This is a genomic window from Pseudomonas sp. FP215, assembly GCF_030687795.1.
In the GTDB taxonomy this organism is placed as follows: domain Bacteria; phylum Pseudomonadota; class Gammaproteobacteria; order Pseudomonadales; family Pseudomonadaceae; genus Aquipseudomonas; species Aquipseudomonas salmasensis.
On the sequence record NZ_CP117447.1, the window covers coordinates 3,613,349 to 3,625,523 of the forward strand.

A 12,175-nucleotide genomic window follows, 5' to 3' on the forward strand; every position below is an offset into this window, starting at 1 on the left:
GTTCATCGCCCTTTTAAAAAAATTTCAAAACATCTGCGCACCTGCCCTTATCAGAAAAGATGTCCGTTGCATAAATGGGCAACTAGCGAAACGACATTTCAAAACTGGGAGTATTGTTATGACGACGAGCAATAAAAACCCTGGAAACTTTGCCAATGATCGCGAAAAAGCATCGCAGGCGGGTAAGAAAGGTGGGCAGGCCTCTGGCGGCAACTTCGCCAACGACCGCGAAAAAGCCTCGGAAGCCGGGCGTAAAGGCGGCCAGAACAGCCATGGTGGTGGACGTAAGTCCTGACGAAGCGGCCAGTACCGCTGTTCCGTTTGTTAACAAAGGGCATTCATCATGCGTGCGTCAATTGATAATCAGCGCGGCGAGTTATCTCGCAGGCCGATTGTAGAAGTGCAAACTAAAGCAAGAACCGGCCTACGTTCTAATACGTCCGCGTGTTACGAACATCAGCAACTTGCTGAACAAGCTGAAGCGACGATCAGTGCATCTAAAACGCCACCCTTGTGTGAGAGGCACTTGTAACCGTGCACCTTAACGCACGCCCTGAGTGCAAGTTTCCAGCACAATCAAAGTGAACGTTACATTACCGACATAACGACGAGGTAACTGAACATGACTACTCAAGACAAGCAAGGCAACATGAGCGTCAGCGAAGCCGGTAAAAAAGGCGGCGAAGCCACTTCTGCGTCCCATGACAAAGAGTTCTACCAGGAGATCGGCAGCAAAGGTGGCCAAAACAGTGGCGGGAACTTCAAGAACGATCCCGAACGCGCTGCTGAAGCCGGCAGCAAAGGCGGCCAGAACAGCGGGGGCAATTTCAAGAATGACCCCGAACGCGCCGCCGAGGCCGGCAGCAAAGGTGGCCAGAACAGTGGCGGCAATTTCGCCAACGACCGCGAAAAAGCTTCCGAAGCCGGGCGTAAAGGTGGCGAACACAGCCACGGCGGCGGGCGCAAAAGCTGATGTGCTTGATGCAGGGGAGCCATGCTCCCCTGCTTTCATTGATGAGGGACACCATGCCTTTACACATTATCAACTTCACCGCACCGGTCACCGCCTCCACGTGCAGCCAACTGATCGAAAAAGCCTCGTTGGCCGTACAACAAGATGCCCAGGGCCTGGTACTGAATATCGCCACCATGGGCGGTGAATGCAGCTACGGCTTTACGATGTACAACTTTTTATTGTCCCTGCCGATTCCGGTGCATACCCATAACCTCGGCACCGTGGAATCCATGGGCAATATCATCTTCCTGGCCGGCGAGCGCAGGACCGCCTGCAAGCACAGTAAATTTCTGTTCCACCCCTTTCATTGGCATGTGCAAGGCGCGGTTGACCACTCGCGCATGTCTGAATACGCGATGAGTCTGGATTACGACTTGCAGTTGTATGCACGCATCGTGGCCGAGCGCACCGCCGATGCCGTCGAAAAACTGGAGACCGAAAAATACTTGATCGCCGCGCCACGCATTCTCGACCCGCAACAAGCGCTCACCGCCGGCTTGATCCATGGGATCGAACTTCCGGTAATCAAGGCGGAATTCGTGAGCAGCTTCATTCATTCCTAGGGCGTATCAGGCAAAAACTGCACAAAAAGTACGCAGCAGAACGGCAAAAACCTCAACCCCCGAACCGAGCGGGCGCACGCGCCCGCAACTACCCAGCTATCACCACAAAATACTGGCAATAAAACATCAACTAAGCGCTTGTTTGAATTCTTCCTTTTTAGCAGTTGAAAACGCCCACTTCTTAATTGAGAGTGGCCGTTCCATTCAGGGAGGAATCGATGTGACGCATCTACAAGCGAACCGACGTTGCCTGCATTGCAAACAACCTTACGAATCAACCCTGGATGACCCGGACTACCTGATGTCGCCAGCGTCAGACATGCTGTGCCCGGCGTGCAAGCAACAGTATGCAGCCGACATCATGAAAGAGGCGCTGCAACGCAGCGTGCAAAAATTGTGCATGTTGCAGGAGCGACGCAAAAAACAGTAGGCACTTGCCTCGCTCCTAACGCTACCCGAATGCACATCATCTATCAAAAACACATTCATTCGGGTGGCGGTGGCACATAAGGTTTCGCAATAAAGGGAATACTCCCAGACGGACGCCACCTTACATTCTCAAGACCGTAGCGTTCGGCCAGCGGCTTACTGATGCGCTTGATCTTTTCATTACGCGATCTAGGAATAATGCCTATACCTGCATCGCAACAGGCCCAATGCCAGGCCTCTGCATTATTCATTACCTCCGCTCTTATAATGAAAGACTTAGGCTCGTGGTGGTATTCGTATTCGATGACATATAAAGAATTTTTCATAACCTCTCCTTCTGATTTTTTGTTATTTGCTCAGAACGAAGGTTCAGAATTTTTAATGTTTGAGTGACGACAAACATGCACTTGCCGTTGCACTACCGTTCGTCGGCCTCGCATTAAAAAAATAAAACGGTTCATGCTTCTTTTGTTTCTTAATAGTGAGTCTGCTCACTCCAGGCTCTTGGTAAAAACTCCTGTCTTGCCCGCACTCCGTGCGGGCTTTTTTATTTGCGGCGGCGCTACACCCTGTGGCGAGGGAGCTTGCTCCCGCGACGTAGCGACCGACGGTAACCACGATGCGAAGCGAGCCGCTCTTGATCTTGCTTTTGATCTGAAGCGCCCCGTTAAACCACGCTGGCCGAACGCAGGCTTGAATTCGTGGGTAACCCGGCAGGACGCCGGGTTAGCCGCCCCGCGCCATGGATGGCGCGTGGCGGCGGCCCACGGATTCAAGCCTGCGTTCGGGCACACCGAGCCTAGGCGAGGTGCCGAGTGGTGGGGCAAGAGCCCTTTGGTTACTTTGGGGCTCTTTTCCAAAGTGACCCGCCGTCAGGCGGAACCCTAAGTGGCCGTTACCGCAGCAATGGATATGTACACAATCCAACTGTGTTGACTGTTAGGCCGCCATCGCAGGCAAGCCAGCTCCCACATTAAATTGCGGGCGTCAGGTAGATAGGCGTCGGCTGTAAGGCCGCCTTCGCGAGCAAGCCAGCTCCCACATTTGCAGCGCGGGGCCTCATTTAGGCCTCGACTGTCGGCCGCGAACTTCAATCGTCGTCGTGCAAGTGAGCATCAGCACAGGGCAGTCGACCGGACTCACCACCAGCAATCCGTTCCGCCTGATCAATGCCGCGCTTGAGCGCATCGCGCACCGTCCATTCGGCACCCGGCAATTGCCTGGTACGTTCAACCACGCATTGCCCCGTCGCGGTGTAGACGCACAGCAGCACTTCAATATCGCCATCTTCCCGCTCCCGGGCCCTGACTTCGATATGGCAGCCGTTTTCAACCTCCTGGGTAAAGCACTCTTCGTCGAGCGCCTTGGCGGCCCAGGCTTCATAGGTTTTGCCACGGATAAACATAGCTCTTCTCCAAAACCATTAGTGGGGTTGGCCATCAACTAACGACTGAACTTGTTCACCAGAATTCAGACTTTTTTTCCAAGGCCACCTCCATCATGCTCCGATAAAAACCCTTTACCGCTTCGCCTGTTAAACCGTTCGTCAGGCGAGGAAACAAATTGTTAAACCAACCCACAGGGCTCTATTCAAAATGTTCGGGAGCGCGGCGAAATGCGCCCCGCAGAGCGGCAGCAAAAGCCAATAGAACCGGGCAGTAGACGCACTTTATCTACTGACGGCATCTTATTGCCGAATGTTTATCACCTGATGGCTCCTGGTGTTAATAAGCGCTTCGCTTAGTTAACGCGCGGGCACAGATTCGGCACAGCAAAACGCAAGTTTCCAACACAGGAGCAAGGCATGAAACGAGCGATGGGTTATTGCCTGGTCACTATCACCAGCCTCTTCTTACTCACCAGTTGCAACCTGGTGGTTTTCAACCCCAAGGGGCAAGTAGCAACCGATGAGCGCGACCTGATCATTCTCGCCACCGGCCTGATGCTGCTGGTGGTCGTCCCGGTGATCGTGATGATGTTCGTCTTCGCCTACCGCTACCGCGCCACCAATAAAAAAGCCCGCTACTCCCCCCGCTGGGCCAGCTCGCACAAAATCGAGGCGGTGGTGTGGGGCGTTCCCCTGCTGATCATCATCGTCCTGGGATGGGTGACCTGGGAGACCACCCACGCACTCGATCCGTATCGCCCGCTGGAGTCAGACACCCCGCCCATCAATGTGCAGGTGGTGGCCACCGACTGGAAGTGGCTGTTTATCTACCCTGACCTGGGCATCGCCAGCGTCAACGAGCTGGCCCTGCCGGTGCACACGCCGGTGAGTTTCACCGTCACCTCCGACGCGGCCATGACCTCGTTCTTTATTCCAGCTCTCGGCGGGCAGATCTACGCCATGGCCGGCATGCAGACCAAGCTGCACCTGATCGCCAACGAGACCGGTGAATTCAGAGGGATTGCCGCCAACTACAACGGCCCCGGTTTTTCCGACATGCATTTCACCACGCTGTCCCTGAGCGCTGCCGACTTCCAGACCTGGGTGACAAAGGTCAAGGGCGCGGCCACGCCTCTGGACCACAGCACCTACGCGCAATTGGCCAAGCCCACCCTCAAGCACCCCGTGACCTATTACTCGGCGGTACAGGAGCGCCTGTTCCTGGACATCGTCGATAAATACGAAGGCATGAACAAGGCCAATAAACCCCGGCGCTCGCCCTTGAGCGACGCTGCACAACGCACCGATCAACACCCAAGTCTGCTGGCTGAGGAGCGGTAACCATGTTCGGAAAACTGTCGTGGGACGCGATCCCAACCACTGAACCCATTGTGATGTACACCCTGGCCGTCGTCGGCCTGATCGGGGTGGCGCTGGTGGGCTCGATCACCTGGAAACGCAAGTGGGGCTATTTATGGCGCGAGTGGTTCACCTCGGTGGACCACAAGAAGATCGGTTGCATGTACATCATCGTCGCGCTTGTGATGCTGCTGCGCGGGTTCTCCGATGCGATCATGATGCGCACCCAGCAAGCCATGGCCGCCAGCGGCGGGCCGGGTTACCTGCCGCCGGAACATTACGACCAGATATTCACTGCCCACGGTGTGATCATGATCTTCTTCATGGCCATGCCCTTCGTGGTCGGCTTGATGAACATCGTCGTGCCGTTGCAGATCGGCGCTCGCGATGTGGCCTATCCGTTTCTCAACGCCCTGAGTTTCTGGCTGTTCGTGGTGGGTGCGGCGCTGGTGAACATTTCGCTGGGGGTGGGTGAGTTCGCGCGCACCGGTTGGGTGGCTTATCCGCCGTTATCCGAGCTGGGGTACAGCCCCGGCGTCGGCGTGGATTACTACATCTGGTCATTGCAGATATCCGGCATCGGCACGCTGCTCACGGGGGTGAATTTCTTCGTCACCATCCTGAAGATGCGCACCGAAGGCATGACGCTGTTCAAGATGCCGGTGTTCACCTGGAATGCGCTGTGCACCTCGGTGCTGATTCTGGCGGCATTCCCGATCCTCACCGCCACCCTGCTGATGCTGACCCTGGACCGTTACCTGGGCATGCATTTCTTTACCAACGAGGCCGGCGGCAACCCGATGATGTATGTGAACCTCATCTGGGCCTGGGGGCATCCTGAGGTGTACATCTTGATCCTGCCGGCGTTCGGGGTGTTTTCCGAGATCGCAGCCACCTTCAGCAGCAAGCGGTTGTTCGGCTACGTGTCACTGGTGTGGGCGACCATTGCGATCACCGTGTTGTCGTTCATCGTGTGGCTGCATCACTTTTTCACCATGGGCGCGGGGGGCAACGTCAACGCGTTTTTCGGCATCATGACGATGATCATCGCGGTGCCCACCGGGGTGAAAATCTTCACCTGGTTGTTCACCATGTACCGCGGCCGCGTGCGTTTCGAAACGCCCATGCTATGGACCCTGGGCTTTATCGTGACCTTCAGCATCGGCGGCATGACCGGGGTGCTGCTGGCGGTGCCGGGCGCCGACTTCCTGCTGCACAACAGCCTGTTCCTGATCGCGCACTTTCACAACGTGATCATCGGCGGCGCGGTGTTCGGCTACATGGCCGGCCTGACGTATTGGTTCCCCAAGGCGTTCGGTTTCCGCTTGAACGACAAGCTGGGGCGCATCGCCTTCTGGTGCTGGCTGGTGGGCTTTTACTTCGCGTTCATGCCCTCCTACGTGCTGGGCTTCATGGGCATGACGCGCCGCCTCAATCATTTCGACAACCCGGAGTGGCGGCCCTGGCTGCTGCTGGAGTTGGTGGGGGTGGCAATCATCCTCTGCGGTGTGGCGACGCAGGCCCTGCAGCTGTTGGTGAGCATCCGCAACCGTCATCAATACCGCGACCTCACCGGCGACCCATGGGACGGGCGCACCCTGGAATGGGCCACCGCGTCCCCGCCGCCGCTGTACAACTTCGCCGAGCAGCCCAAGGTCAATGACCTGGACGCGTACTGGGGCATGAAGGAGCGCGGCGTCAGCACCCTCAGCCACACCGACTATCGCAGCATCCATATGCCGCGCAATACCGCGTCGGGCCTGGTGATCAGCCTGTTTGCGCTGGTCTGCAGCTTTGCGCTGGTGTGGCACATCTGGTGGATGGCGGCGTTCGGCCTGGTGGCCTCGGTGGTGGCGTTCGTGGTGCGCAGCTATGACGAAGACACCGATTACTTCGTGCCCGCGCAGGAAGTCGCGCGAATCGAAACGGCACGTCTCAAAGACCTGGCAGAGGCTTGACCCATGTCCAATATCGTTATGGAAAAAGACATCGCCCACACCCACGAACAAGGGCATGAAGACGCCGGTTCCCTGAGCCTGTTCGGGTTCTGGATCTACCTGATGACCGACTGCATCCTGTTCGCGACCTTGTTTGCCGGCTACGCCGTGTTGCGCGACAGCGTGGCGGGCGGGCCGTCGAGCATGGATATTTTCGAACTGCCCTATGTGCTGGCCGAAACCATGCTGCTGCTGTTGAGCAGTATCACCTACGGTTACGCCATGCTCGCCATGAACCACGGCAAGCAACGCGATGTGTTGCGCTGGCTGGGGCTCACGTTCGTACTGGGCGCGGGCTTTATCGCCATGGAGATCAACGAATTCCACCACTTGATCGCAGAGGGCTACGGGCCGGACCGCAGTGCCTTCCTGACCGCTTTCTTCACCCTCGTCGGCACCCACGGCGCGCACGTGTTAACCGGGCTGATCTGGATGGCGGTACTGATGGTCCAGGTCAAGCAACGCGGCCTGACCAGCACCAACGCCACCCGGCTCAGTTGCCTGAGCCTGTTTTGGCACTTTTTGGACGTGGTGTGGATCTGCGTCTTTACCGTGGTCTATCTGTTGGGGGTGGTGTGACATGTACAAGCAAAGCTCGCTTCACAGCAGTGCCGGTACGAGTCATGGCAGCAGCCGCTCCTACCTAGTGGGGTTCCTGGTGTCGGTCCTGCTCACCCTGATCCCGTTCGGCCTGGTGATGTTCCCGTCACTGCCGCGCACCTTCACCGCGTGGCTGGTGGTGGCGCTGGGCGCGATACAAATCGTGGTCCACCTCAAGTTCTTCCTGCACCTGGACACGGCCGAAGAACAACGCTGGAACCTGATTGCGCTGATTTTCTCGGTGGTCATCATTCTTCTGTTGGTGGGGCTTTCGTTATGGATCATGGACAGTATTCATCACAACATGCTGGCGCACTGAAACACTGGCGAGGGCTGTTCAATACCGCCATCGAACTCACCAAGCCGGGCATTATTGTCGGTAACCTCGCCTCGGTGCTGGGCGGTTACCTGCTCGCCGCCAGCGGGCATGTGGCCTCGGTGACGCACGGGCTGGCCACCCTGCTCGGCACGGCCCTGGTGATCGGGTGCGGGTGTGTCATCAACAACTGCATTGACCGCGACATCGACCGGCGCATGGTGCGCACCTGTCATCGGCCATTGGCACTGCGAACCATCAGGGTGTCCACTGCCGCAGGCTATGGGATCGTCCTGGGCGCCTGCGGTTTTGGCTTGTTGTGGGCCGGCAGCAATGCGTTGGCGTGCATGCTGGCGATGGTCGGGCTGGTGATCTATGCGGGGGTCTACACCTACTGGCTCAAGCGGCGCTCCCACTGGGCCACCTTGATCGGCAGCGTCTCCGGGGCGATGCCGCCGGTGATCGGCTATTGCGCGGTCACCGGGCGGTTTGACCTCACGGCGTTGCTGCTGATTATGGTGTTCTGCTGTTGGCAGATGCCGCACTCACACGCCATCACCGTGATGCGCCGCGAGGATTTCCGCGCCGCAGGCCTGCCGCTGCTGAGCCTGGCCCAAGCCCATCGGCAGATACAGGCGTACATGCTGGCCTTCCTCGCCTGCGCTCTGATGCTGGGCGCGGTGGCGCAGATGGCGGCGTTGTATTTTGTGGTGATGCTAGGGCTGGGGGGTTATTGGCTAACCCTCGCGGCCAGCGGTACACGCCTCGCTGACCCGACCGGCTGGGCGCGCAGGCTATTCGGGTTTTCGATTGTGCTGGTGCTGGCGCTTGATCTGGCGTTGGCGGTGCTGAGGTAGCTCTGCGGGCGACGCCCTCCCTGTAGGAGCGAGCTTGCTCGCGAAAAACGTCAACGATAACGCGGGTTGCCTGAATAAACGCGGCGCCTGTGAGTTTTTCGCGAGCAAGCTCGCTCCTACAGAAGGTCATATCGTCGTCGGCTGTCTGGCATCGAGTACCGCCCGGATTTTGCGCGGCAAATCAGCAGGCTGATACGGCTTGGGAATCAACTCGAACTCATGCACCTGTATATCCGCGCGGGCCAGCGCGTCTTTCGCATAGCCGGTGGTCAGCAGGATCCTGATGTGCGGATACAAGCGCGACACCTCCCGCGCCAACGCTGCGCCATTCATCGCACCGGGCATGATCAAGTCACTGAACACCAGGTCATACGTCGCCTGCTTGAGCATGCCCAAAGCCTCGGCGGCGTTGTGGGCGATGGCCGTGTGGTAACCGTAGTCAGACAGGATCACTTGCGCCAACTCAGCCACCTCGGGCCGGTCTTCCACGATCAGGATGCGCTCGCTACCTTGCGGTGAGGTGGCCGTGGGTGTCTGCTCAACCCACAGCTGGCTGTCATCGGCCGGAAAGTACAAGCGTATCGTCGTACCGATACCCGGGTCGGAATGAATCCGCGCCGTGCCGCCCGATTGCTTGACGAAGCCGTACACCATCGACAACCCCAGGCCCGAGCCCTGGCCTTCTTCCTTGGTGGTGAAAAACGGTTGCATGACTTTGTCCTGAATACCTGCGTCGATGCCGTTGCCGTTATCCGAGACCGAAATGCTCACGTAACAGCCCTCGGCCAACCCCTCACGCTCGGCATCGATATCGCCGGGCACTTGGACGTTGCAGGTCTTGACGGTGACCGACGGATCAGCACGCCCGTGCAAAGCATCTTGGGCGTTCGACAACAGATGCTGCACCGCCAGCTCCGCCTGGACCGGGTCGATGCGGCAATTCCACAGCTCGTCGGCAAGCTCCACCTGCAACGCGACGCCCCGCAGCGCACGGGCCATGAAGTCCGGGCGGCCGAGCAAGCTGTTCAAGTTGATCACCCGGCTGTCGAGCCGTTGCTTGCGCGAAAACGCCAGCAACTGCTGAGTCAGGGTTTGCGCTTTTTCCGCCGCCGCCCTTGCACGGCTGGCACTGTTGACGATGCGCTGCGGATCGCTGCCGGGGCGCTTGGCGCTCTGCTGGATCAAGTCGAGATAACCCATCATCACTTGCAGCAGGTTATTGAAGTCATGGGCGATGCCACCGGTCAGTTGCCCCAGCGCTTCCAAATCTTGTGCGCGACGCACGCGCTGCTCAGCGTCGTGGCGCCGGCTCACGTCCAGCTGCGAGGCGAAAAAATACACCAGTTGCCCACGTTCGTTGAACAACGGCGAAATGAACAGCTCGTTCCAGAAGGTCGAGCCGTCCTTGCGGTAATTGAGCACCTCGACACAGGCCTCATGGTGCCGCTCAACTGCGCGTTGCACCTGGTGCAGCGCGTTTTTGTCGGTTTGGGGCCCCTGCAGGAACCGGCAATTGCGGCCAATCACTTCGTCCAGTTCAAAGCCTGTCAGGGTCAGGAACGCCTGGTTGGCAAAGATGATCGGGTTATCCGGCTCGGCGGGGTCGGTCACGATCATTGCGCTGTGGCTGGCTTGCATGGCCGCAAAGAACAGGTCTTTGCGGCTGGCAGACAGCATCGCCAATTCCATACCCTCGACCACAGGCTTCTTCTTTGTCGCCAAGGTTCACCTCCAGATACGTGGTATGTGTTCCATGGACCGTGAAAATGCTGCGCAGTGCCATCAAAGGGCGCGGCGCCCGTGATTGGGCGCCGCGCGACCGTACAGCCTGGGTCATGGCTCAGGTTTTGGCTGCAGCCCCCTGCCCAGGTCAGCGCCGGTGGTGGGGTCGCTGGTGGGGTCCGAGAGCGTGCGGATCTTCATCGCGCTCAGCGCCGCTTCCTCGTCGGCGTCCAACTGCACGCTGGCGGTGCCGTCACCGCCATCGACTGCCGGTTGTGGGTTTTCCACGAACTCCCAACCATCACCCTGGTTCCAGGGCCCGCGCAGGTTTTCCGCACCTTGGGACATGTTGAAGTACACCTGCGTGAACTCCGGCTTGCCCGGCAACTTGCCTTGGGGGAAATTCGGTTGAATGGCATGCAGCGCTTTTTCGAAGGATATCTGGTGAGCGATTTCCCGCGTCATCAAAAACCCCAGCGCATCTTTTACTCCCGGGTCATCGGTGACGTTCATCAGCCGCTCATAGACGATTTTGGCCCGGGCTTCGGCGGCGATGTTCGAACGCATGTCTGCGGTGGGTTCACCGATGGTGTCAATGTAGGCGGCAGTCCACGGCACACCAGCAGAGTTGGTCAGCGGCGAGCCCGCCCCGTACAGCAGGCTGGTGATGTGCGAGTCATTGCCGGCGCCATTGAGGGCACGATACAACTCGCCCTCCTCTTCCACGCCTTCGGCCATCCGCCCCTTGGCGCCCTTGTTGAGCATGACGATGATGGAGCCGACGATCTCCAGATGGCTGAGTTCTTCGGTGGCGATGTCCATCAGCAAATCTTTGCGCCCCGGGTCGTCTTCCGCCAAGGCTTGGGTGAAGTAACGGGACGCGGCGGCCAACTCACCTTGAGCGCCGCCAAACTGCTCGAGCAAAAGGTTGGCCAGGCCCGGGTTGGGCTCGGCGACACGCACGGTGTATTGAAGTCGCTTGTTATGTAGAAACATGAACAAATCTCCTCAGGCTTACGGAAAAAGGCGCCCTGCTGGAATGCGCGCCTACCTTGCATGGGAAGTGGCCTGCGCATGGAAAATTTCAAAATAAACCGGCGCCTCACGACCAGCGGTAATACGCTGCAGGCCAAGCGAAACGGCGCTTGTAGCGCAGCTCTCTCAATCGGCACCGTGGTTTTCCGACTCGGGCACGACGTCGATGCCGGGCGTACCGCTGGCGGGTTTGATGCTGGCGTCAGCGGGTGTCGCGGCGCTGTCGGGATGGTCCCAATCGGTGGTCGCGTTGGGGTCTTCGTCGCGCCCGGCAGTGCCAATCACGCAACCGTCTTCATTGGGTGCGTCTGGTTGCTCAAGCGGCCGGTACTGTGGGTTGGATGGGTTGGGCTTCATGGCTGAAATGCTCCCGTTCACAGGTTAGGAACCTCGTTGGAACGACGCCTTTTTTTGGAGTGCGACGAAAAAGACGAATGGCAGGACCCTAAACTAAGCCGGCAGTTTCGATCTTATTAATACCGAAGCGCTGACCGGCAATAAAAGTTATACGAAGCGGCGCATCAACCAAGTTCCTGTATAACTTTTTCAGCGAAATCACCGTTCGTCGCCGGTTAGAAAAATCGGTAAAACATTTCCCAAAAAGCCAATATCGGAATAAGTGTCCGTTGCGAAACGGCCAACTAACGAAACGCTAACTTAGCGATTGGAGAACTATCATGACTACAGGTAATAAAAACCCGGGCAACTTTGCCAATGATCGCGAAAAAGCCTCCGAAGCCGGTAAAAAAGGCGGCCAGGCGTCGGGCGGCAACTTCGCCAACGACCGTGAAAAAGCCTCGGAAGCCGGCCGTAAAGGTGGGCAGCACAGCCATGGCGGCGGTCGGAAGTCGGGTTCTTGAGTAACGGTGGGAGGGGCAGCCTGGCTGCCCCTTCA

The 12,175-nt window shown here is 58.2% G+C and carries 15 protein-coding genes; 10 read left to right on the forward strand and 5 right to left on the reverse strand.

Annotated elements, in window-relative coordinates:
* Positions 1-118 precede the first annotated feature (118 nt).
* From PSH76_RS16205 to PSH76_RS16220, 4 genes are all read left to right on the forward strand, one after another.
* Positions 119-295, forward strand: a complete 177-nt coding sequence (locus PSH76_RS16205; RefSeq protein ID WP_003190478.1) for a general stress protein — start codon at positions 119-121, stop codon at positions 293-295.
* A gap of 327 nt (positions 296-622) precedes the next feature.
* Positions 623-973 (forward strand): general stress protein, encoded by a 351-nt coding sequence (locus tag PSH76_RS16210; protein ID WP_019821493.1) that lies wholly within the window; start codon positions 623-625, stop codon positions 971-973.
* A gap of 53 nt (positions 974-1,026) precedes the next feature.
* Positions 1,027-1,578 carry an ATP-dependent Clp protease proteolytic subunit gene (locus PSH76_RS16215; RefSeq protein ID WP_019821492.1) on the forward strand — a complete coding sequence of 184 codons (552 nt, stop codon included), beginning with the start codon at positions 1,027-1,029 and terminating at the stop codon, positions 1,576-1,578.
* A 220-nt stretch (positions 1,579-1,798) separates the two neighbouring features.
* Positions 1,799-2,008, forward strand: coding sequence for a hypothetical protein (locus PSH76_RS16220; protein ID WP_069558526.1), 210 nt, complete (start codon positions 1,799-1,801; stop codon positions 2,006-2,008).
* Between the two features lie 55 nt (positions 2,009-2,063).
* Here the strand turns inward: PSH76_RS16220 and PSH76_RS16225 are convergent, their stop codons facing one another.
* Together PSH76_RS16225 and PSH76_RS16230 are read right to left on the reverse strand one after the other, a co-directional pair.
* The gene (locus PSH76_RS16225) at positions 2,064-2,333 is read right to left on the reverse strand and encodes a DUF6555 family protein (RefSeq protein ID WP_003190473.1); all 270 of its coding nucleotides are present in this window, start codon (positions 2,331-2,333) and stop codon (positions 2,064-2,066) included.
* Between the two features lie 764 nt (positions 2,334-3,097).
* Positions 3,098-3,412: a hypothetical protein gene (locus PSH76_RS16230; protein WP_032892341.1), complete on the reverse strand. Its 315-nt coding sequence runs from the start codon at positions 3,410-3,412 to the stop codon at positions 3,098-3,100.
* Positions 3,413-3,811: 399 nt separating this feature from the next.
* On the opposite strand from PSH76_RS16230, the gene cyoA reads away from it, so the two are divergent.
* From cyoA to cyoE, 5 genes are read left to right on the forward strand one after another with little or no spacing between them, the layout of a single operon-like run.
* Positions 3,812-4,735, forward strand: a complete 924-nt coding sequence (gene cyoA, locus PSH76_RS16235; RefSeq protein WP_370874583.1) for a ubiquinol oxidase subunit II — start codon at positions 3,812-3,814, stop codon at positions 4,733-4,735.
* Between the two features lie 2 nt (positions 4,736-4,737).
* Positions 4,738-6,711: a cytochrome o ubiquinol oxidase subunit I gene (gene cyoB / locus PSH76_RS16240; protein ID WP_125969834.1), complete on the forward strand. Its 1,974-nt coding sequence runs from the start codon at positions 4,738-4,740 to the stop codon at positions 6,709-6,711.
* A 3-nt stretch (positions 6,712-6,714) separates the two neighbouring features.
* Positions 6,715-7,329 carry a cytochrome o ubiquinol oxidase subunit III gene (gene cyoC / locus PSH76_RS16245; RefSeq protein ID WP_020303216.1) on the forward strand — a complete coding sequence of 205 codons (615 nt, stop codon included), beginning with the start codon at positions 6,715-6,717 and terminating at the stop codon, positions 7,327-7,329.
* A 1-nt stretch (position 7,330) separates the two neighbouring features.
* Positions 7,331-7,669, forward strand: coding sequence for a cytochrome o ubiquinol oxidase subunit IV (gene cyoD, locus PSH76_RS16250; RefSeq protein ID WP_098951989.1), 339 nt, complete (start codon positions 7,331-7,333; stop codon positions 7,667-7,669).
* Positions 7,627-8,523 carry a heme o synthase gene (cyoE, locus tag PSH76_RS16255; RefSeq protein WP_305492584.1) on the forward strand — a complete coding sequence of 299 codons (897 nt, stop codon included), beginning with the start codon at positions 7,627-7,629 and terminating at the stop codon, positions 8,521-8,523. The genes cyoD and cyoE overlap by 43 nt, the downstream gene beginning before the upstream one ends.
* Before the next feature lie 126 nt (positions 8,524-8,649).
* On the opposite strand, the gene PSH76_RS16260 is transcribed toward cyoE, so the two are convergent.
* The 3 genes from PSH76_RS16260 to PSH76_RS16270 form a co-directional block, all read right to left on the reverse strand.
* Complete coding sequence (locus tag PSH76_RS16260; RefSeq protein WP_305494470.1) at positions 8,650-10,200, reverse strand: histidine kinase famiy protein; 1,551 nt, start codon at positions 10,198-10,200, stop codon at positions 8,650-8,652.
* A 156-nt stretch (positions 10,201-10,356) separates the two neighbouring features.
* Entirely contained in the window at positions 10,357-11,241 is an 885-nt protein-coding gene (locus tag PSH76_RS16265; RefSeq protein WP_098951993.1) for a manganese catalase family protein, read from the reverse strand.
* A gap of 165 nt (positions 11,242-11,406) precedes the next feature.
* Positions 11,407-11,637, reverse strand: coding sequence for a hypothetical protein (locus PSH76_RS16270; protein WP_032892347.1), 231 nt, complete (start codon positions 11,635-11,637; stop codon positions 11,407-11,409).
* 320 nt (positions 11,638-11,957) lie between these two features.
* On the opposite strand from PSH76_RS16270, the gene PSH76_RS16275 reads away from it, so the two are divergent.
* Positions 11,958-12,140 carry a general stress protein gene (locus PSH76_RS16275; protein WP_003190457.1) on the forward strand — a complete coding sequence of 61 codons (183 nt, stop codon included), beginning with the start codon at positions 11,958-11,960 and terminating at the stop codon, positions 12,138-12,140.
* The last annotated feature ends 35 nt before the right edge of the window (positions 12,141-12,175 follow it).